Raw genomic sequence first — 21,600 nt, forward strand, 5'->3', positions numbered from 1 at the left:
TGAAAGACGCGGCCAGTTCAGAGTAAATTAGCGCGGAGACGGAATCGCCGTTCCCCAGTTACGCCACTCTTTCGGCGCTTCATCCTGCAGCAGGAAGTGTTTATCCGGGTTCGCCTGTGGTGCCAGCGGCACCGTTGGTGGCGTCGCAAACTGAATGCCACCGCGGATAAACTGCTGGAAGGTCCCGGTTTTCACCACGCCGCCCACCAGGCCGAAGTCGAGGTTGTAACCGGACGCCTGCCAGAACACCGAGTTATTACGCACCAGATGCTGATACTTCTTGCTGATGCGCAGGGCGATCTGCACGCGATCCGCCATCGTACCCAGCGACGTGCCGGTCACCGTACCCACTTCCACACCACGGAACAGCACCGGCGTACCCAGCGACAGTGAGCCGGCCTCGGTGGCATCCACATAGATGTTCAGGCCATTGAGATAGCGCGAATCGGTAATGGTGCTCTCCTGCAGCTCGAAGGTGCGCACCGCACCGCCTTTGCCGGGATCCACGTTAACGTAAGGCTGCAATAGGGTTTCCAGATGATTCACACCCGTGGCGGAAATCTCCGGTGAAACCACCGAGAAACGGCTTCCAAGGCGGGCGAAATCATTCACGTACTCCGGATAGAGCACCGCTTTCGCGACCACCTGATTGTTATCTTTGCTCAGCGACAGCGACTCAACCTGGCCGACATTAATACCCAGATAACGAATCGGCATACCGGCAGAGAGCTTGCTGGCGTCATAGGTGTGCAGCGTAATCTGACTGCCCACCGCGCGTGCCGCAGTCTCAGACGGATAGAGCACGCGTTTTGCCCCTTTGGCCGACTGCGCACCACTCATATTGTCGAAGCTGATTGCGCCTTTCAGCGCGCGATTAAGCGGCGATGCCTGTACCGTCAGGCCGCTGCCGTTGAGGCTGACGCGTGCGCCACCCTCAGCCCAGAACACGCTTTCGCTGGTCAGCAGCTTGCGATATTCCGGCTGGATATGGACGGCAATATCAAAGGCATCAGCGCGCGGCGTAACTTTGACAATCTCACCCACCTGATACTTACGGTAAAGCACCACAGAACCGGCCTGCACATCAGGCAGACTGTTGGCGGTCAGCATCAGCGTGGTAGAAGGGCCATCGCCGGTAATGCCTTCTTCTGCTTTTTCAGCATCGGCAAACAGCGGATAGGCGCTTTTCGGCGCACCCTTTTTGCCCGGATCCAGCCGGATACCGCCATCCACCCATTCACGGGCGCTGGCACCTAATACCTGCATGCCATCCAGACCAAACTTCACATCGAGACGGCTGTTAACGACAAATTTGCTGTCGCCATGCACCAGGTCGCGATTTTCAGGATTGACCGCCACCACGAAGTTGACGCCATTTTCATCCAGTGAACGCGATATCACCTGACCAATCTGCATGCCATGCAGCATCAGCGGCTGGCCCTGGTCGATACCGTAGCTCTCCGGCGCGCTGAGTTTAACCGTCAGCACGTTGGGTTTCTGCAGCAGCGTCTCATTGGACGCCAGCACGGTGAAGTGCTGCTGCGGCTCGCCTTCGCCCGGCACCAGTTCCAGCGTATTGCCGGTCAGCAGAGAGCTGAGGCTGGTATCCGTCAGGCTGATTTTCGGGCTGTGCATCTCAATACGGGTGCCGCTGCGCATCAGACCCACCACGGACGGATCGATGGTCAGCTCGCCAGTGACTTTGCCGCCATCCAGCAGGTTCAGTTTGGTCAGCGTACCGACCTCAAGTCCCTGGTACATCAGCGGGGTGCTGTCGGCCTTTAGATTTTTGCCGTCAGGCAGATCCAGCGTGATCTGCACGCCGCGCTGACTGTGCGCCAGGTCGGGATAGAGCCGGTAATTCTGCTCAGCTTTGGCCGTTTCAGCGCCCGGAGGTGAGTCAAACGCAATCGCGCCATTGACCAGCGCCGCCAGACTCTCCAGCTGTACCTTCGCCCCGCTCAGGCTGACGTCGGCATTCACGCCCGACACGTTCCAGAAGCGGCTGGTGGTCTTCACCAGATTGATAAAGCGACGGTCAATCAGCACATCAATCGCCACGCCATCGGCTTTATTATCAATGCTGTAGTCATAGACGCGGCCAACCGGGATTTTGCGGTAATAGACCAGCGAGCCGGTATTGAGTGAGCCCAGGTCCGGCGCATGCAGATGGATCATCAATTCGCCGGTATTCACGCGATATTTAGGCTGGGTATCCAGCGCGGTAAACGCCTCGCTGGGTTTACCTTTACCTGGCATCATCCCGATATAGTTACCGCCGACCAGCGCATCCAGACCGGAGACTCCCGCCAGTGAGGCTTTAGGCGTCACCAGCCAGAACTGCGTATCCTCACGCAGCGCGTCGCGCATGTCGCTCTTGATGCTGGCTTTAATCTGGATGCTGCGATAATCGTCGCTGAGATTAATGCCCTGCACGGTGCCCACTTCCACGCCCTGATAACGGATCGGGGTGCGACCCGGCACGATACCATCCGCCGTCTGGAAATTGATGGTGATGGTGGTGCCGCGCTCCTGATAGTTAGTCCAGAGCAGCCAGCACGCGATCAGCATCGCAATGATCGGCAGCAGCCAGAAGGGCGAAATTTTACGCTTATTGCGCAGCGTTGCGTTAGTCGGTGTAGTCGGCGTTTCCTGTTGCATGTGCATCCCAGAGCAGGCGGCTGTCCAGCCACTCAACAGACATAATGGTCAGGATGACGGCCGCGCCAAAAAACAGCGCCGCCGGTCCCATGGTAAAAGCCAGCAGCTGATCACGGTTGACCAGCGACATGGTTAACGAAATCACGAACAGATCGAGCATTGACCAGCGGCCAACCCAGGTGACAAACCGCAGCAACCGGATGCGGGTTCTCAGTCCCTGTTCACAGCGAAAATGAATACTGAGCAGCAGGGTCAGCATCACCAGCACCTTAATAAAAGGCACCAGGATACTGGCAATAAAGACAATGGCCGCCACCGGAATATTGCCTTCACCCAGCCCCAGGATACCGGAGAAGATAGTATCTTCACGCCGCGAGCCGTTGAGGTACACCACGGAAATGGGCATCAGATTGGCGGGGATTAGCAGCACAATCGAGGCGATCAGCGCGGCCCAGGATTTTTGCAGGCTGTGGCGGCGGCGGAAATCGAGCGGCGTATGGCAGCGCGGGCAGCGGCCCCGTTCGTCAGGGATGCTGGTGTTGTGACAGTTCAGGCAGACCTGCATATCGTCGCGGGCCATATTGCCGGGGCTTTGCGGGTAGAAATGCTCCCACAGCTGCTCCATATTCAGGTGGATCATCGTCAGCACGCTGAGCACCGTCAGGGCGATATAAGCCGCCAGCCCGTAGCCAATCTCAAGCGAAGCATAGTCCTGCACTTTAATTGACGCCACGGCAATGCCGATCAGATAGATATCGAGCATCACCCACTCTTTGAGCTTCTCCAGCATCAGCAATACCGGTCGCAGGTTCATGCCGAGCCGATTGCCGATGCCGAGATAGCAGATGCCCGCCACCAGTGTTACCGGCGCGCCAATGGTGCAGAACGCCACCATAGAGGCCGTTAACACATCACCCTGCTGGGTCATCTGAATCACGCCTTCCAGCACGCTGGCATTAATGCGCATGCCAAGCAGCCGGATATCCACCAGCGGCAACGAGAAAGCAAAGGGCATTAACACGATCATGGTAGCGGCCATCGCCATAAGACGGGTCATCGACCAGTCGCGACCACTGAGAATTTCGGCGTTGCAGCGGGGGCAATGTGCCGACTGATGCGATTTCACATCCGGTAAGGAAAAAAGGGTATCGCATTGCGGGCAACGCTGATAACGTGCGTGAGGCAATGTCTGGCTGATAGCGTGAATTTTCATAGGGTGATGCAATCTTCGCTCTTCAGAAGTAACAGATATCGGTCATTAAGACATTGTCTGTGTGCCTGTCTCGGGCATCACGCTTCGATCCACAGAATGCTAAGGGTATAGCAACTAACGCTATGATTCACCTTGTGGCTCTGGATATTTAAAACTTATTTTTAACGAACGGACTACATCACCCCGTTCAGATGTCATTGGTAACGGTTGAATAATGAACAAAACTGCCTTTTACGCCGATTTGAATCGCGATATGCGCGCCTTACTGGCGGGAGAAACGGCGTTCCTCGCCGCGATGGGAAACTTCAGCGCGCTGCTGTACGAACGTCTCGATGGCGTGAACTGGGCAGGTTTCTACCTGCTGACGGAAGCCGATACGCTGGTGCTGGGCCCGTTCCAGGGCAAAATCGCCTGTGTGCGCATTCCGGTCGGTAAAGGTGTGTGTGGCACGGCGCTGGCAGAAGAAAAAGTGCAGCGCGTAGATGATGTGCATGCCTTCCCGGGCCACATTGCCTGCGACGCAGCCAGCAATGCTGAGATTGTGATTCCTCTGAAAGTGAATGGCACTGTGGTTGGGGTGCTGGACATCGACAGCGTGGAGTACAATCGCTTTGACAGCGACGACGAATCGGGGCTGGTCACACTGACTGATGGGCTTTGTGAAGTGCTTGCGAACAGCGACTTAGAAAAATATCTGCAGCTGACGCGCAGCTAATCGACTGGATCACATGGCATTTAGCGATGTTGTCATTATAATGTCGCCTGTTCATGCCTGCGCTGGTCGGCAAACCCGTTGTAATCAGGAAATTTCATGGAAAATCAACCTAAGTTGAATAGCAGTAAAGAAGTCATCACTTTTCTGGCGGAGCGCTTTCCGCACTGCTTTAGCGCTGAAGGTGAAGCGCGTCCGCTCAAAATCGGTATCTTTCAGGATCTGGTAGAGCGTGTTCAGGGCGAAATGGGTCTGAGCAAAACGCAGCTGCGTTCCGCGCTGCGTCTTTATACGTCAAGCTGGCGTTATCTGTACGGCATTAAAGCCGGTGCTATCCGTGTCGATCTCGACGGCAACGCCTGTGGCGTGCTGGATGAGCAACATGTTGAGCATGCACGCAAGCAGCTGGAAGAAGCGAAAGCCCGCGTCCAGGCGCAGCGTGACCAGCAGCGCGCTGCACGCCGTGAAGCAGGCGAAAGCGAAGAGGGCGCTGCACCGCGTCGTCCACGTAAGCCCGCAGCGCGTAAGCCTGCAGAAGGTGATGCTGCGCGTAAACCGCGTCCGCAGACCACTGCAGCACCGCGTGCGACCGCTTCACAGCATCGCAAGCCAGCCCCACGTCCGGAGCAGGAAGCCCGACCCATCACTGATACCTCAACTTTGCAACCCGGCCAGAGTATTAAAGTTAAAGCAGGCAAAAGTGCGATGGACGCTACCGTTCTTGAAGTATCAAAAGACGGCGTTCGGGTCCAGCTCGCTTCCGGCATGGCAATGATTGTGCGCGCAGAACACTTGCAGTTCTGAAACGGAGGCTAACCCCGGCATGAACACCCTTTTTAAAGTTGGACTTATTGCGGGCCTGCTTTTAGCAGGCCCAACCTTCGGTGCGGAGAACATTACGCGCGCCGATCAGATTCCCCAGCTTCACGAAGACCCGCAGGACCCAACGGTCAGTGAGCGCGTCACATCGCGCTTTACCCGTTCTCATTACCGCCAGTTCGATCTGGATCAGAACTTTTCAGCGAAAATTTTTGATCGCTATCTGAACATGCTCGACTACAGCCACAATGTGCTGCTGGCGTCGGATGTGGCGCAGTTCGCCAGCAAAAAAACCACCGTCGGCGATGAGCTGCGCAGTGGCAAGCTGGATCTCTTTTACGATATTTATAATCTGGCGCAGAAACGCCGTTTTGAGCGCTATCAGTATGCGCTGACGGTGCTGGCGCGTCCGATGAACTTCAGCGGCAATGACACTATCGACATTGATCGTGCTAAAGCACCGTGGCCGAAAGATGAGGCTGAGCTGAATGCTCTCTGGGATGCCAAGGTCAAATATGACCAGCTGAGTCTGAAACTGGCAGGCAAAGACGACAATGAGATTCGCGACGTTCTGACCAAGCGTTACAACTTCGCGATCCGTCGTCTGGCACAGAGCAACGGTGAAGACGTTTTCCAGCTGGTGATGAACGCATTCGCCCGCGAAATCGATCCGCACACCAGCTATCTGTCGCCGCGTAACACCGAGCAGTTCAACACCGAGATGAGCCTGTCACTGGAAGGCATCGGTGCGGTACTGCAGATGGATGACGACTACACCGTCATCAACTCGATGGTGGCAGGCGGCCCGGCAGCGAAAAGCAAAGCCATTACCGTTGGCGACCGCATCGTGGGTGTCGGTCAGCCAGGCAAGCCGATGGAAGATGTGATCGGCTGGCGTCTGGATGATGTCGTGGCAAAAATTAAAGGACCGAAGGGCAGCAAAGTGCGCCTGGAAGTGCTGCCAGCCGGTAAGGGGACGAAAACCCGAACTGTGACGCTGACGCGTGAGAAAATCCGTCTGGAAGATCGCGCGGTCAAACTGACGATCAAAAATGTCGGCAAGCAGAAAGTGGGCGTGCTCGATATTCCCGGCTTCTATGTCGGTCTTACCGACGACGTGAAGGTTCAGCTGCAGAAACTGCAGAAACAGAATGTCGACAGCGTAGTGATCGATCTGCGTACCAACGGCGGCGGCGCGCTGACTGAAGCGGTATCGCTTTCCGGCCTGTTTATTCCGAGTGGTCCGGTGGTGCAGGTTCGCGATAACAATGGTCGGGTTCGTGAAGACAGCGATAACGACGGCGTTGTTTACTACAAAGGTCCGCTGGTGGTGCTGGTCGATCGCTTCAGCGCCTCAGCTTCTGAGATCTTTGCTGCCGCGATGCAGGATTACGGTCGTGCGGTGATTGTCGGCGAGCCAACCTTTGGTAAAGGCACCGTTCAGCAGTATCGCTCTCTGAACCGCATCTACGATCAGATGCTGCGTCCGGAATGGCCTGCGTTAGGCTCCGTTTCTTACACCATTCAGAAGTTCTATCGCATTAACGGCGGCAGTACTCAGCGTAAAGGCGTCACGCCGGATCTGCTGATGCCAACCGGCGTAGAAGCGGCTGAAACCGGTGAGAAATTTGAGGATAACGCGCTGCCGTGGGACAGCATTAAAGCAGCCTCCTATACCAGAACCGGTGATGTTAAACCGCTGGTTGCGCAACTGACTAAGGAGCATGCCGATCGTATCGCTCAGGATCGCGAGTTCCAGTACATCATGAAGGACATTGCGCGTTACAATGCCCTGAAAGATAAGCGCAATATCGTGTCACTTAATCTTGCTCAGCGCGAGAAAGAGAACCACGAAGATGATGCGTCACGACTGGAGCGAATCAACGCGCGCTATCAGGCCGAAGGCAAAAAACCGCTGAAAAATCTGGATGAGCTGCCGAAAGATTATAAAGAGCCGGATCCGTACCTCGATGAGACGGTGAAGATCGCTAACGATCTTGCGCAGTTGGAGAAATCCCAGCCAGACGCGCCAGCGGCCAAATAATCCGCTGTTGCCAGAAAAAGCACCGCTAAGCGGTGCTTTTTTTTGCGCACGCAAAAGTTTCCAGTAACCAATGATTAGCGCGCGTGAAGCCGCCTGCAGGCTGGGTTGCTCGCCAGGCGTGTCAGAATGTAAAGTTATGTCTTTTTAGGCACTTAAACGTTAAGGTCGCTTGAAAAGCCGCCCAATGCTCATAGGATATGGATCCGCGTATAGGCGCGTGAACTACTGAGGAAGATTAACAAAAATGATGCGTATTGCTCTTTTCCTGATGACCAACCTGGCTGTGATGTTGGTATTCGGGCTGATTCTCAGCCTGACAGGGATCCAGTCAAGCAGTGTTCAGGGCCTGATGATCATGGCAGGCCTGTTTGGCTTCGGCGGTGCGTTTGTTTCACTGCTGATGTCGAAGTGGATGGCGCTGCGATCGGTTGGCGGTGAAGTGATTGAACAGCCACGCAACGAAACCGAGCGCTGGCTGGTGGATACTATTGGCCGTCAGGCCCAGCAGGCGGGCATTGCAATGCCACAGGTGGCGATCTACCACGCACCTGACATCAACGCCTTTGCGACCGGCGCGCGGCGTAACGCCTCACTGGTTGCTGTCTCAACCGGTTTGCTGCAGAACATGAGCCGTGATGAAGCGGAAGCGGTACTGGCACACGAAGTGTCGCACATCGCTAATGGTGACATGATCACCATGACGCTGATCCAGGGTGTGGTGAACACCTTTGTGATTTTCGTTTCCCGTATTCTGGCGCAGATCGCGGCGGGCTTTATGTCCGGCAACCGTGATGGCGAGGAGAGCAGCAACGGCAACCCGCTGGTCTATTTTGCGGTGTCGATGGTGCTGGAGCTGGTGTTTGGTATTCTTGCCAGCATCATCACGATGTGGTTCTCGCGTCACCGTGAGTTCCATGCCGATGCCGGTTCAGCGAAGCTGGTCGGTCGTGAGAATATGATTGCGGCGTTACAGCGCCTGAAAACCAGTTACGAACCGCAGGAGCCGAGCAGCATGATGGCGTTCTGCATCAACGGTAAGGGCAAATCGTTCAGCGAGCTGTTTATGTCGCATCCGCCGTTAGATAAGCGTATTGAAGCCCTGCGCAGCGGTCAGTATCTGAAGTAGCGCTAAGCAGAGCAAAAAAAGGCGACCCACGGGTCGCCTTTTCTGTTTCTGCCATCAGGCGCGGGTCTGCGTCATGCGTGACACGCTCACCAGCGCCGCCACGGCGGCAAAGCTGCCTGCCAGTAACAGCGAAACATGCGTGCCACGTTCATCAAACAGATTAAACATCAGCGCGACCAGCGCGGCTCCCATACTCTGGCCCAGCAGACGCGCGGTACCCAGCATGCCGCTGGCGCCACCGCTGCGATTACGCGGAGCAGAGGTGACAATCGTGTGGTTGTTGGGTGACTGGAACAGCCCAAACCCGGCACCACACAGCATCATGCGCCAGATAATATCGCCATCGACTGGATTTGCCGGCAGCCAGGCGAGCAGGAACAGACCGGTGGCGAACATTGCCAGCCCGATACCGCCCAGCAGCCCGGCATGTACCCGCTCAATCAGCCGTCCGGCAATCGGCGCGAACACCATTGTCGCCAGCGGCCAGGGCGTCAGCAGTAAACCGGTTGCCACCTCACTCCGATGCAGGACGTTCTGCAGGAAGAAGGGTAGCGAAACCATTGCCAGCATCTGCGCGCAGAAGGAACAGACCGAGGTGCCCATCGACAGGCTGAAAATCGGAATACGCAGCAGATCAACCGGCAGCAGCGGCACCGCCATATTCAACTGACGACGAATGAAGAACCAGCCCACGACCAGCAGAACAACCACCTCTGACAGCACCAGCAGATGACTCTGGCCCTGAGCAAAACCGCTCAGTGCGGAGATGATCAGCCCAAAGAACAGGGCGTTCATGATCGCGCTGGGCACATCGAATTTCTGTGCCGTGGCTTTCTGCGGATTATCGGGCAGCGTGCGCAGCGCCAGCCACAGCGCAATCGCACCCAGCGGAACGTTAATCAGAAACAGCCATTTCCAGCTTGCTACCGACAGGATCGCGGCGGCCACCGTCGGGCCTGCTGCGGTCGAAACCGCCACCACCAGCGAATTGATCGCCATGCCACGTCCCAGATAGCGCTGGGGATAGATAATGCGTATCAGCGCGGTGTTCACACTCATCAGCGCCGCACCGCCTAGCCCCTGCAGCACGCGGGCAAAGGTCAGCATGGTGAGGGTGGTCGAGAAGGCGCAGAACAGTGACGTCGCTATAAACAGCGCCAGGCCCGTCTGGTAGACGCGGCGGTAGCCCAGCATATCGCCCAGAAAGGAGAGCGACAGCAGCGAGACGATAATCGCAATCTGATAGGCATTCACAATCCAGATCGACTGCGCCGGACTGGCATTCAGTTCACGCGAAATGGTAGGCAGCGCAACGTTGGCAATCGCGCCATCCAGCACGGCCATGGTCAGGCCCAGCGCGATGGTGACGATAGCCAGATAGCGCTGACGAGTCGGTAATCCATCCTGAGGAGGAGAGAGTGTCATAAGTTAATTACTAAAGAGGGTGAATATCATCATGCTAATGAAATTAGCACTGAAATGCAGCGATCGCAGAGATAAAAAACTGTCTTAAAATATGACTTAACGGTTAAAGCATTGCTGCCATCCTGTGCCTCACTCTATACTGACAGTCCGTTCCATTTTTTTTGAAACAGATTTAACAAGGTGCGCGATGTCTTCTGCTGAAAATGATAAACAGCCCGATTCCGTCTCTTCGGTACTCAAAGTGTTCGGCATTCTGCAGGCGCTGGGTGAAGAGCGCGATCATGGCATCACTGAGCTCGCGCAGCGCGTGATGATGTCAAAAAGCACGGTCTACCGTTTTCTGCAGACCATGAAGTCGCTGGGCTATGTCACGCAGGAAGGTGAGAGCGAGAAGTACTCCCTGACGCTGAAGCTGTTTGAGCTGGGTGCTAAAGCGCTGCAGAACGTCGATTTAATCCGCAGTGCGGATGTGCAGATGCGTGAGCTGTCGCGTCTGACCAAAGAGACGATTCACCTGGGGGCGCTGGAAGAGGACAGCATTGTCTACATCCACAAAATCGACTCGCTCTATAACCTGCGGATGTATTCGCGCATTGGCCGTCGTAATCCGCTGCATACCACCGCGATTGGGAAAGTGCTGCTCGCGTGGCGTGACCGTAGCGAAGTTGAAGAGATTCTGCGGGAGGTGGAGTTTAAGCGCAGCACGGCCAATACACTGTTAAGCGCGGAGGCGCTGATTACGACGCTGGATCAGGTCAGAGCGCAGGGCTACGGTGAAGATAACGAAGAGCAGGAAGAGGGATTACGCTGCCTGGCTGTGCCGGTATTCGACCGTTTCGGCGTGGTGATTGCGGGACTCAGTATCTCGTTTCCCACCATCCGTTTTTCAGAAGATGCCCGTCAGGATTATGTGGCGATGCTGCATCGCGCCGCGCGAACGCTTTCATCAGAGATGGGCTATCACGACTACCCGTTCTGAAAACAGCGGGCCATCCGGCCCGCTGTTATTGCTAATTATCGATCACTTCTCCGCTTTTCTTCAGCAACGGACAATCCGTCACGCCCACCACGCCACTATCAGTATGCAGATACTGTGCACTGATCACGCCGCGTGCGGTCAGATAGCTGCACTGCAGGCCAAGTCCGGCGGCGTTCTTCGTACTGCCGGTTAACACGCCATAGCCGGTAAACAGCATCGCCAGCCAGATCACCGCCAGCAAGCCTATTGTGCGAATAAACAGTTTCATTGTGTCTCCTTGTGAAAGATAACTCAGCGCTCCACCTGGTGCTGCCGGTTATGATGATATCAGCATGCCTCGCTTTTCTGACGGGATCGATCAGAGATAACTGAAACGGCAAAATCTGCATTGATGTTAACCCCATTATCTTTTGCGATAGCGACAGGTAGAATGAACGGTTGTTAAATTTCCACTGAGTTTTACGAGGCAGTTATGAATGAGTTAGCCGCAAATACGGGACCCCTGGTCAGCTATGGCCTGCTGGTCATTATTTTGATTGTGGCGTTTATCGCCTGGTTCTTCGTTAACCGGGCCAGCGTGCGCGCCGGTGAGCAAATCCGTTTACTGGAGTCTTTGCTGGAAGAGCAGAAGAAACAGAATCAGCTGCTGCGCCGACTGATTGAAATGCAGCCCGGTGCCGGGGATAAAAAAACCGAAGACGATAGCGAGAAGCGCGACTTTATCCGGTTGATCCCGGAACGTTAATCACAGCAGAGAGGCGGGATGGTCTGGAAAAATCCGTGGTATGACCGCAGTAAAGCGCACCACACGCCAGAGGGATTTCGTAATCCCGAACCGGAGTCGCGCAAGCCTGGCGATCTGCAGCGCTGGCGCAGGGAGCGCAAAGCGCAGGGGTTGCCGCAGCCACCGCAGCAGGGCTATGACGCGTTTATCGATCAATGGTGGCAGCCTGCCGATCTCAGCGGCAGTGACGATCGCATCTGGTGGCTGGGACATGCCGCTGTGCTGTTGCGGCTGAACGGGCAATATATCCTGATCGATCCCGCGCTCTCGTCACGCGCCTCGCCGCTGTCGTTTGCCGGGCCGCAGCGAAAAACACCAGCGCCGCTCAGCATCGCTGACCTGCCGCGTCTGGATGTCGTGTTGATTTCTCACAACCACTACGATCATCTTGATCGGCAGACGGTTAAAGCCATTGTCCGGCGGTTTCCGCAGGCCACCTTTATGGTGCCGCTGGGTCTGGCGGAGTGGTGCAGGGCGCGGGGCGTGAAAAACGTCCATCAGCTTGACTGGTGGCAGTCGTTAACGGTCGGCGACCTCTGCTTTGATGCGGTACCGGCACGGCACTGGAGCATGCGAACGCCTCGCGATCGAAACCGTTCGTTATGGTGCGGCTGGGTCGTGCGCTCTGCCTGCGTGCGCTTCTGGTTCTCGGGCGACAGCGGCTTCAGCGATAGCCTGCTGGCGATCCCGGCCCGTCTTGGCCCGTTCAGCCTGGCCGCTTTACCGGTTGGCGCCTATGCACCCAAATGGTTCATGGCGAGCCAGCATATGGATCCCGACCAGGCGGTGGCGCTGTGGCAGGCAGCAGGCAGGCCGCTTACGCTGCCTATCCACTGGGGCGTGTTCGAACTGGCCGATGAGTCGCTGGATGCGCCACCGCAGGAACTGGCGGACGCACTGCGGCGGGCAAACGAGCAGAATGGCAGTTTCGCGCCCTGGCGAATAGGCGAAAGCCGTGGGCTGAATAATGGCAGCCAGGAATTATCTTAAAGCCTCCGGGATAAACAAATCCCGGCGGTTTTTTATCTGATATCAATTTTTCAAATCAAAAGTTAAATTTTTAATAAGTAAAATCGGCTTCGTTGCTTTTATTTGGAGCAAGGCTAATGTGTCTCTCCTGCTTTTGGTGCAAAAAATGTGTTATCTGTACCAAATAAAAGGCGCTGTACAGGATTGAAGCCCGGTTTTTGATAACTGTCACCGTTACCGCTTCGCTTATTAATTCTGTTATTGCCATATTTGTGAAATATTAATTTCTTATGGTATCCATCGGGTTAGCTCCGCTAACCGGGGCAGGAGAGGGCGCAGGCTGCACTGAGGCGTTATTCGCGCGGGTATTTGTAAACCTCAGATAACAGGCAATGTGAGCCTTCCGGCAATTATGTGCGCAGGCCTGCTGAGGGCTTAAAAATGGCTTGCCATTATTTTTAGGATATGTGATAACAATTCCTGAGTTAAACGAGGTACAGTTCTGTTTATGCATGGCATCTTCAGTAAAGAAGTACGAGTAAAGACGTTGACGTTGAATACCGCTTCCTTGCCGAACCTTAATTAGTGCCTCATGCAGTAATGTCTCTGGTTTTTCTGTATGACAGCCTCCGGGCTAAATAAACATCTAAAGGAATTTGCAAAATGGCAAAGATTAAAGGTCAGGTTAAGTGGTTCAACGAGTCTAAAGGTTTTGGTTTTATCACCCCTGCTGACGGCAGCAAAGATGTGTTCGTACACTTCTCTGCAATCCAGGGCAATGGTTTCAAAACCCTGGCTGAAGGCCAGAGCGTTGAGTTCGAAATTCAGGACGGCCAGAAAGGCCCGGCAGCAGTTAACGTCACTGCTATCTGATTCGACTCCGCCTCGGTGCATTGCACCCTGACACGGAATCTTAAAGCCCTGGCTCTTCAGCCGGGGCTTTCTTTATGCTTCCGATGCGGAAACGTTAAGGTTACACTGCGCCGCGTTATCTGATGCCGGAGCACCTTATGTCCCTGATTTGCCCTCTTTGTCACTCTCCTCTGACCTTCACCGACCGCAGCTGGTGCTGTGAAAATCGCCATCAGTTTGATCAGGCGAAAGAAGGCTACGTCAATCTGCTGCCCGTTCAGCATAAACGGTCGCGTGAACCGGGTGACAGTGCAGAGATGATGCAGGCACGACGGGAATTTCTTGAGGCGGGCTACTATCAGCCGCTGCGTGATCAGGTGGTGAGCCTCCTCACGCCGGTGCTGAATCAGCCAGCGTGCAAAATCCTGGATATCGGCTGCGGCGAAGGTTACTACACCGCCGCACTGGCCGAGGCGGCAAGCCAGGATGGGCAGGTCTATGGACTGGATGTGGCCCGGATGGCCATCCGGCTGGCGGCAAAACGCTATCCTGCGGTGCGTTTCTGCGTCGCCTCCAGTCAGCGTTTACCTTTTGCCGATCACTCTCTGGATGCGGTGGTACGCATCTACGCTCCCTGCAATGAAGCGGAACTGGCGCGCGTGCTGAAGCCGGGTGGACGGGTGCTGACCGTCACGCCCGGCCCGCATCATCTGCAGCAGTTTAAGGCGCTGATTTACCGCGAAGTGCAGTTGCATGTGCCGGAGCAGAAAGCCTATCCCGGATTCACGCAGGTGACTCAGCAAGCGCTGCGATACCCGATGGCGTTAACTGGCGCCGCGGCCACGACCCTGCTGCAGATGACGCCGTTTGCCTGGCGGGCGCGGGAGGAGGTCTGGCAAACGCTGCAGCAGAGCGAGCAGTTCAGCTGCGATGCCGACTTTAGCCTGACTGTGTGGCAGCGCGACTAACGCGCCTCTACCAGGGTGTTATAGATGCGCTCCAGATCGTCGAGTTGCTGCACCGCAATCAGCAGCCGACGCTGTTCCAGCTGAATCACCAGAATGCCATCCTCAGAGAGATTCATGCCCTGAATCCGCCGGTAATCGATCCAGACACCGGCGTAAAACAACCCTTCATTCTTCATCAGCAGCGTGGGCTTTCGCAGCCAGAAGAGCCAGAAGGCCAGAAAACTCAGCACCATCAGCAGTGAGGTGGTGAGCTGCGGGCCGTGATGACTCACGTTGTTCCACAGCAGGATCAGCAGCAGGCCGATGAAAATCAGGCTGTCGGCTTTATGCTGCCTGCGCAGCGCAACCCGTAAGCGGGTGGGTCCATGCCGGCGCGGCAGAACGGCCTCATGGTAAACGGCAAACCCCATCAGGGCGACGATAAAACACGCAATTACCGCGTCGGTCAAAGACATCACATCTACCTCAAACAGGGTGAGCTCAGCCGGATGTGGCTCAGCTCACCACGCTTAAAAGCCGGGAGCGAAGGCTCCCGGCCGGGTGAAATTACAGACCGAGCAGGCCGATCCAGTAACCAAAGATACCGATAGCAAAGAAGCCAACGATAATCCACAGCGCGTTTACTTTACGGCGTAACAGCCACATACAGCCAAAGGTCAGCAGCAGCGGCACAATGCCCGGCATCAGCTGATCGAGGATCGACTGTACCGTGGTGACGGTAGTCTTTCCGGTGGAGTCAGTGATGCGCGACACCACCAGCGGGATGTTAACGTGCGTCCACTTGTTGACCAGCGCCCCCATGACAAACAGGCCCAGAATCGAGGCGCCCTCCGTGAGCTTCTGCAGAAAACCGCCGCCCATGTCGCTGACGATGTCGATCCCTTTGCGATAGCCATACGCCACGCCGTAATAGCGGGTCAGCAGGCGCGCCAGGTTAAACAGCACAAAGAACAGTAACGGACCCAGCAGACTGCCGCTCATTGCGATACCGGCACCCAGCGCAGCAAACACCGGACGCACGGTACCCCAGAAGATCGGGTCGCCGACGCCAGCCAGTGGTCCCATCAGGCCGACTTTCAGGCCGTTAATCGCCGCGTCGTCAATGGGTGCGCCATTGGCACGCTGCTCTTCCATCGCCATGGTAACGCCCAGTACCGGCGCGGCCACATAAGGGTGGGTGTTAAAGAACTCCAGATGACGCTTAATCGCCTGCTTGCGCGCATCGTTGTTTTCCGGATAGAGACGGCGGATCACCGGCACCATTGAGAAGCAGAAGCCCAGCGCCTGCATACGTTCAAAGTTCCATGAACCCTGGAACAGGTTAGAGCGCATAAAGACGGCGCGGACATCGCCGGGCGTCAGTTTCTTTTCGACTTTCGTAATATCAACCATGTGCTCACCTGTTCCTTAATCGAGTTCGTTATCAAGATCGTTTGCGGCTGCTGCACCATTAGGTGCGCCCGCCACACGGTTGTATTTCGGGCTGAGCTGAATGTAGAGCACTGCCATGACCACACCAATCACACCCAGCGCCACCAGGTTAAAGTTGGTGAAGGCCGCGGTGACAAAGCCGAGGTAGAAGAATGGCATCAGGTAGCCTGCGCGCATCATGTTGATGACCATCGCGTAACCGACCACCACAATCATGCCTCCGGCGATATTCAGGCCGTTGGTGACCACTTCAGGAATTGAACTGAGCAGGGCGTGAACTGCACTGGTGCCGACCGAAATCGCCACAATCAGCGCCGGGATGGCGATACGCATCGCCTGTAACAGCAGGGCAGAGACATGGATCCAGGAGATGGCGGTGAGATTCCCTTTTTCGGCGGCTTTGTCTGCCGCGTGCTGGAAGGCCACGGTCAGCGTACGCACGATAATGGTCAGCACCTGTCCGGCGGCAGCCAGCGGAATTGCCAGTGCGATACCGGCACCGACGCTCTGACCGCCAGCAATGACCAGAATGGTCGAGATGATGGAGGCGAGGGCGGCATCAGGAGCCACAGCGGCACCGATGTTCATCCAGCCCAGCGCAATCATCTCCAGCGTACCGCCGATGATAATGCCGGTTTTCATATCACCCAGCACGATACCAATCAGGGTACAGGCCACCAGCGGACGGTGAAACTGGAACTCATCCAGAATCGATCCCATACCGGCAATACAGGCGACAATAAAAATCAAAATAATTTGTAGCGAGGTTATTTCCATCATACTTCTTGTCCTCAGCAGGATAACGACGAGCCCGGAAACGCAGGCGCAGAAGTGCTTCTGTTATGCGTTAACTTTCGCAATCAGATCCATCATCTTCAGTTTCTGGTCACTGGAAACTTTACGCACTTCCAGTTCGATATTGCGTTCATTGAGTTTGCGGAAGGCGGCAATATCTTTTTCATCAACCGAGACCGCATTGTTGACCTGGGTTTTCCCCTGGCGGAACGCCATGCCGCCGATATTCACCGTTTTAATATCCACACCCTGTTCCACGACGCGCAGAACATCGGTGGGATTGGTAAACAGCAGCATCACGCGATCCTGACCATACTTCGGGTTATTCCACACCCGCACCATTTTATCGACATCCACCACATGGGCCGTCACCCCTGGCGGGGCAACCTGCGTCAGCAGGGTCTTACGCACATGATCTTTAGCGACTTCATCGCTGACCACAATAATGCGCTGAACGTTGGTTTCTTTTGTCCAGCGCGTCGCGACCTGGCCATGAATCAGACGGTCATCAATGCGCGTCAGCCCGATTTTCATGTGATCGCCGGGTGCCATCGGCTTAGCCGGTTGCGCCGCAGCGGCCGGTTTGACCGCAGCCGGTGCCGGTTCGGCCTCTTTGGCCTTCAGAGCTTTAACCCCTTCACGGCCCGTCTCCACGGCGATGGCGACCAGTTCGTCAAAGCCGGGATCGTCATCGCGCGCCATCAGGGTTTCGACCAGCATCGGGATATTGACCCCGGCGATGACCTCATGCTGGGGTTTATCGACCACGATACGGCTGGCCGCATTAAACGGGCTGCCCCCCCAGGTATCGACTAAAAACAGGACCCCTTTGCTGGTATCCAGTTCTGCCAGTCGTGCCTGATATTTTTCAATCAGTGTTTCTGCATTTTCACCGGGGACAAAGTCTATCCAGCCGACATTGTCCTGCTCGCCCAACAGCATTTCTGCTGTTTTCAGCAGTTGTTCCGCTGCCCAGCCGTGTGTACCAATTACTATCGCAATGGTCACGTGCTACCTCCGTTCGCTTGAGATGCTCATCTGAGTCAATGAACTGTATTGAGACATGCTTATCTGTGTTACCGGGTGATTCGACCTGCTGTGATAGCGTCGAAAAAACAGGGGTTAACACCGTCAAGGCGGTAAAGTCGCGATTTATTTTAGTGATCGAAAAAATAAATTTTGTGATGTCTGTCAGTTATTCATTCCGTTAATTCGCCAGTTGCCTGTTTTATGCGGCCGATCATTCCTCATGCAGATTGTAAAAATAAGAAAATTTTTTGACGCAATTCCCCGACCTGATACATTAACGTTCTGTTTATTACTCAGGAGTAACGGGCTTCAGCCCACCTTTATGGATCGTCACCGACGTCGCTTAATCTGTTCTTTGCGCCTGCTGGCGCGTCACCCTTCGCCTCGCGGCGTTTTCACCGCTTTACCGACCTTCCGGATGTCACGCTTCGCTGCGCTGATAAGCACCGGCTCACTCAGTTCCCTGTTCTGGAGTCATAAATAATGGAATTTTTATTCGACCCCTCAATCTGGGCGGGTTTGCTGACGCTCGTCGTACTGGAAATCGTGCTGGGTATTGATAACCTGGTGTTCATTGCCATTCTGGCCGACAAACTGCCGCCAAAGCAGCGTGATAAAGCCCGTTTAATCGGCCTGTCGCTGGCACTGGTGATGCGTCTGGGCCTGCTGTCGCTGATCTCCTGGATCGTTACGCTGACTACGCCTCTCTTCAGCGTAGGCGGTTTCAGCTTTTCCGGACGTGATTTAATCCTGCTGCTTGGTGGTTTCTTCCTGTTATTCAAGGCGACCATGGAGCTGCACGAGAGGCTGGAGAACCGTCAGCTTGATGGTTCCGCTAATCGGGGATATGCCAGTTTCTGGGCTGTGGTGTTACAGATTGTGGTGCTGGACGCCGTCTTCTCGCTGGATGCCGTGATCACCGCCGTGGGTATGGTTAACAACCTGCCGGTGATGATGACCGCCGTGGTGATTGCGATGGGTGTGATGCTGCTGGCGTCAAAACCGTTAACTAACTTCGTTAATGCGCATCCGACCGTGGTGGTGCTCTGTCTGAGCTTCCTGTTGATGATCGGTCTGTCGCTGGTGGCAGAAGGATTTGGCTTCCATATTCCGAAAGGTTACCTGTACGCGGCCATTGGCTTCTCGATTCTTATTGAGCTGTTTAACCAGATTGCGCGTCGTAACTTTATCCGGCATCAGTCTAATCGTCCGATGCGTGAGCGCACCGCAGAGGCGATTCTGCGACTGATGGGTGGCCGTAACCGTGCCCAGACAGCCAGCAACAGTAATAGCACCAGCAACACCAGCAGCAGCGAAGAGGCTGCGCGGGCAGAAGCGATGCCGCAGGAAGCGTTTAAAGATGAAGAGCGCTATATGATTAACGGTGTGCTGACGCTGGCGTCCCGCTCAATTCGCAGCATCATGACGCCGCGCGGTGATATCTCCTGGGTCGATGCGAATCGCCCGGTGGATGAGATTCGCGGTCAGCTGCTGGATACGCCACACAGCCTGTTCCCGGTGTGTCGGGGTGAGCTGGATGAGATCGTCGGCGTCGTGCGTGCCAAGGAGCTGCTGGTGGCGCTGGAGCACGGCACCGACGTCGCGACTTTCGCCGCTAACACGCCGACCATCGTGGTGCCGGAGACGCTGGATCCGATCAATCTGCTGGGCGTGCTGCGTCGTGCCAAGGGCAGCTTCGTGATTGTCACCAACGAGTTTGGCGTGGTTCAGGGTCTGATAACCCCGCTGGACGTGCTGGAAGCGATTGCGGGTGAATTCCCGGACGAAGATGAAACGCCGGATATCATTGCGGATGGTGATGGCTGGTTAGTGAAAGGCGGAACGGATCTGCACTCGCTGCAGCAACTGCTCGACTTCCATGAACTGGTCAATCCGACAGAAGACCACGCCTCGCTGGCGGGCCTGCTGATTGAGCAGAAAGGGCAGTTACCGCTGCCTGGCGATGTGATTGATATCACTCCGCTGCACTTCCAGATCATCGAAGCGACGGACTACCGTATCGATCTGGTGCGTGTCACTAAAGATAAACCGCACGACGAGGATGAAGAGAGTTAATGCTTCGCGTTGTTGCTGAGGCGCTGCCGGTCTGACCGGCAGCCCTGAATCTCCCCGACAGCCGCTGCTTCAATGCCGCGGCTGTTTTTTTGTCTGTGAGGGGAGTAAGGGCTGTACGGCGCTGAAGCTGAAATTATTGGTGGACATCAGCCTGATGCAGTAACAGCCATGCCGGAAAATCCTGCAGCGGCATCGGACGGGCAAAATAGTAGCCCTGCAGATGATCCACGCCGCGTTCACGCAGGTAATCCGCCTGCTCAGCCGTTTCCACCCCCTCGGCCACCAGACTGATATTCAGGCGCTGGGCCAGCGAAATCACCATATCCGTCACCGTGGCGTTAATCGCATCAGTGCCGATGGCTGCAGTGAAAATCTTGTCGATCTTCAGCACATCGGGCTGCAAATCTTTCAGGTAGGAGAGCGAGCTGTGACCGGTGCCGAAATCATCGATCGCCAGCCGGACGCCGATATCATGCAGTTGCGCAATCACCGACTGATCCACCACCGGCAGGGCATCCCGCTCGGTAAGTTCCACCACCAGTTTTGGCACTGGCGTAGCCGGCCACCAGATGTTTTGCAGATCCTCAAGAATGGCGCGGTCACGGAAATGACTGGCGGCAACGTTGATGGCGATATGGAAGGCGGGATCCCGGGGGAGCTGGGGTAATTCTCTCACCACCTCATTCAGCACAAAGCGCGTCAGCGGCTTAATCAGATTCTGGCGCTCGGCCAGAGGAATAAAGACGTCCGGCGCCACCCAGCCCTGACGGGCATTATGCCAGCGCAGCAGCAGCTCAATGCCGTCGCACTCACCGCTTCTGCTGTTGATCAGCGGCTGACAATAAACCATGAACTCTTTGGCGGTGATGCCATAACTGATTTGCCAGCTCAGGCTCATGCGATTTGCGGTCGCCAGCCAGACGATATAGCCCATCAGCAGACTCAGCAGCAGCGCCAGCGGCAGCTGTGAGGGAAGTGTCGCCAGCGCCAGCCGGGTCGGAGAAGGGCCATAGAGGGTCAGCGTAAACGGATAGCGCAGCGAGCCCTGCTCATAACTCACTTCATCGTCTGACGCCACCGTGGACTCAATCATTGGATTGCCATACTCAAGGCTCTCTCCGTTGACATTAAAAACGGCGCGTTCCACCCACGGCAACTGCGGTTCCAGCAGATAGTTGCTCATCATTTCGATGTTAATCACCTGCAAAATGCCGGAGCGGTTGTCCTGGCTTTTTGGCGTCCACAGCATCAATATCGGCGAGCCTTTCAGCAGATATTGATCGGTTGAAAGCGTCATACGCTGGCCGTTATAGGCGAGGTCGGGATAGGTCTGGCTGAAGGGGATATTACGGGGTCCGTAAACACTGGAGCAGTAGAGCACATCGTTATCCACCAGCAGGATCGCCCGCAGCGTCTGCAGAGAGGAAATTTTTTCAATCAGCGGAAAACGCACATCGTTACAGGGAACGCCAACCAGACCCAGCGTGTTATTGGCGGACACCTCCAGCGGTGAAAACATCCGGTCAAACCGCATAATGGCTTTGTCGGCGAAATCCATCGCCTGCTGTTCGATACGTGACTTCTCTTCAATATAGCGAAAGGCCAGCGTTAATATCATCACCACAAGGGCGATTGAAAGTGCAATAAGCAAACGCTTGCGTCTGAATTGTCCAACAAATTGCTGGGCCATAAACATCAGTATCCACCTTCCCAAAAA

General features: G+C 55.5%; 19 protein-coding genes. 10 read left to right on the forward strand and 9 right to left on the reverse strand.

The genetic code is table 11. The features are described 5' to 3' along the window. Positions 1 to 27 precede the first annotated feature (27 nt). On the reverse strand, positions 28 to 2,661 hold the full coding sequence (locus PU624_RS12030) for a PqiB family protein (RefSeq protein ID WP_283547800.1): 2,634 nt from the start codon (positions 2,659 to 2,661) through the stop codon (positions 28 to 30). Then, on the reverse strand, positions 2,630 to 3,874 hold the full coding sequence (gene yebS / locus PU624_RS12035) for a membrane integrity lipid transport subunit YebS (RefSeq protein ID WP_283547801.1): 1,245 nt from the start codon (positions 3,872 to 3,874) through the stop codon (positions 2,630 to 2,632). The genes PU624_RS12030 and yebS overlap by 32 nt, the downstream gene beginning before the upstream one ends. Positions 3,875 to 4,088: 214 nt before the next feature. On the opposite strand from yebS, the gene msrC reads away from it, so the two are divergent. From msrC to htpX, 4 genes are all read left to right on the forward strand, one after another. Continuing rightward, entirely contained in the window at positions 4,089 to 4,589 is a 501-nt protein-coding gene (msrC, locus tag PU624_RS12040) for a free L-methionine (R)-S-oxide reductase MsrC (protein WP_033732889.1), read from the forward strand. Positions 4,590 to 4,685: 96 nt separating this feature from the next. Further along, positions 4,686 to 5,390, forward strand: a complete 705-nt coding sequence (gene proQ, locus PU624_RS12045) for an RNA chaperone ProQ (protein ID WP_003852676.1) — start codon at positions 4,686 to 4,688, stop codon at positions 5,388 to 5,390. Between the two features lie 19 nt (positions 5,391 to 5,409). Next, complete coding sequence (gene prc, locus PU624_RS12050; protein ID WP_283547802.1) at positions 5,410 to 7,449, forward strand: carboxy terminal-processing peptidase; 2,040 nt, start codon at positions 5,410 to 5,412, stop codon at positions 7,447 to 7,449. A gap of 244 nt (positions 7,450 to 7,693) precedes the next feature. After that, entirely contained in the window at positions 7,694 to 8,575 is an 882-nt protein-coding gene (htpX, locus tag PU624_RS12055; protein WP_283547803.1) for a protease HtpX, read from the forward strand. A gap of 54 nt (positions 8,576 to 8,629) precedes the next feature. Here the strand turns inward: htpX and PU624_RS12060 are convergent, their stop codons facing one another. Further along, positions 8,630 to 10,000 (reverse strand): MFS transporter, encoded by a 1,371-nt coding sequence (locus PU624_RS12060; RefSeq protein WP_283547804.1) that lies wholly within the window; start codon positions 9,998 to 10,000, stop codon positions 8,630 to 8,632. A gap of 187 nt (positions 10,001 to 10,187) precedes the next feature. On the opposite strand from PU624_RS12060, the gene kdgR reads away from it, so the two are divergent. Further along, positions 10,188 to 10,979 (forward strand): DNA-binding transcriptional regulator KdgR, encoded by a 792-nt coding sequence (kdgR, locus tag PU624_RS12065; protein WP_283547805.1) that lies wholly within the window; start codon positions 10,188 to 10,190, stop codon positions 10,977 to 10,979. Positions 10,980 to 11,010: 31 nt separating this feature from the next. Here kdgR and PU624_RS12070 read toward each other — a convergent pair whose 3' ends face one another. Next, positions 11,011 to 11,247, reverse strand: coding sequence for a YobH family protein (locus PU624_RS12070; RefSeq protein WP_090960331.1), 237 nt, complete (start codon positions 11,245 to 11,247; stop codon positions 11,011 to 11,013). Positions 11,248 to 11,451: 204 nt separating this feature from the next. Between PU624_RS12070 and PU624_RS12075 the strand changes: the two genes are divergently transcribed. The 4 genes from PU624_RS12075 to rlmA all read left to right on the forward strand — a co-directional run bounded on the left by PU624_RS12075 (position 11,452) and on the right by rlmA (position 14,552). Then, positions 11,452 to 11,724: a YebO family protein gene (locus PU624_RS12075; protein WP_283547806.1), complete on the forward strand. Its 273-nt coding sequence runs from the start codon at positions 11,452 to 11,454 to the stop codon at positions 11,722 to 11,724. 18 nt (positions 11,725 to 11,742) lie between these two features. Next, complete coding sequence (locus PU624_RS12080; protein WP_283547807.1) at positions 11,743 to 12,753, forward strand: MBL fold metallo-hydrolase; 1,011 nt, start codon at positions 11,743 to 11,745, stop codon at positions 12,751 to 12,753. A 642-nt stretch (positions 12,754 to 13,395) separates the two neighbouring features. Then, complete coding sequence (gene cspE / locus PU624_RS12085; protein ID WP_003852684.1) at positions 13,396 to 13,605, forward strand: transcription antiterminator/RNA stability regulator CspE; 210 nt, start codon at positions 13,396 to 13,398, stop codon at positions 13,603 to 13,605. A gap of 137 nt (positions 13,606 to 13,742) precedes the next feature. Then, on the forward strand, positions 13,743 to 14,552 hold the full coding sequence (gene rlmA / locus PU624_RS12090) for a 23S rRNA (guanine(745)-N(1))-methyltransferase (RefSeq protein WP_283547808.1): 810 nt from the start codon (positions 13,743 to 13,745) through the stop codon (positions 14,550 to 14,552). On the opposite strand, the gene PU624_RS12095 is transcribed toward rlmA, so the two are convergent. The 4 genes from PU624_RS12095 to manX all read right to left on the reverse strand — a co-directional run bounded on the left by PU624_RS12095 (position 14,549) and on the right by manX (position 17,786). Continuing rightward, positions 14,549 to 15,007 (reverse strand): DUF986 family protein, encoded by a 459-nt coding sequence (locus PU624_RS12095; protein ID WP_283547809.1) that lies wholly within the window; start codon positions 15,005 to 15,007, stop codon positions 14,549 to 14,551. The genes rlmA and PU624_RS12095 overlap by 4 nt on opposite strands. A 91-nt stretch (positions 15,008 to 15,098) precedes the next feature. After that, positions 15,099 to 15,944, reverse strand: coding sequence for a PTS mannose transporter subunit IID (locus PU624_RS12100; RefSeq protein ID WP_283547810.1), 846 nt, complete (start codon positions 15,942 to 15,944; stop codon positions 15,099 to 15,101). Between the two features lie 15 nt (positions 15,945 to 15,959). Beyond that, on the reverse strand, positions 15,960 to 16,760 hold the full coding sequence (locus PU624_RS12105; protein ID WP_283547976.1) for a PTS mannose/fructose/sorbose transporter subunit IIC: 801 nt from the start codon (positions 16,758 to 16,760) through the stop codon (positions 15,960 to 15,962). A 63-nt stretch (positions 16,761 to 16,823) separates the two neighbouring features. Next, positions 16,824 to 17,786: a PTS mannose transporter subunit IIAB gene (gene manX, locus PU624_RS12110; RefSeq protein ID WP_283547811.1), complete on the reverse strand. Its 963-nt coding sequence runs from the start codon at positions 17,784 to 17,786 to the stop codon at positions 16,824 to 16,826. A 504-nt stretch (positions 17,787 to 18,290) separates the two neighbouring features. On the opposite strand from manX, the gene PU624_RS12115 reads away from it, so the two are divergent. Further along, positions 18,291 to 19,883, forward strand: coding sequence for a TerC family protein (locus PU624_RS12115; protein WP_283547812.1), 1,593 nt, complete (start codon positions 18,291 to 18,293; stop codon positions 19,881 to 19,883). Between the two features lie 133 nt (positions 19,884 to 20,016). Here the strand turns inward: PU624_RS12115 and pdeD are convergent, their stop codons facing one another. Next, positions 20,017 to 21,579, reverse strand: a complete 1,563-nt coding sequence (gene pdeD, locus PU624_RS12120) for a cyclic di-3',5'-guanosine monophosphate phosphodiesterase PdeD (protein WP_283547813.1) — start codon at positions 21,577 to 21,579, stop codon at positions 20,017 to 20,019. Positions 21,580 to 21,600: the final 21 nt, after the last annotated feature.

It is taken from the genome of Pantoea sp. Lij88, assembly GCF_030062155.1.
Taxonomy (GTDB): domain Bacteria; phylum Pseudomonadota; class Gammaproteobacteria; order Enterobacterales; family Enterobacteriaceae; genus Pantoea.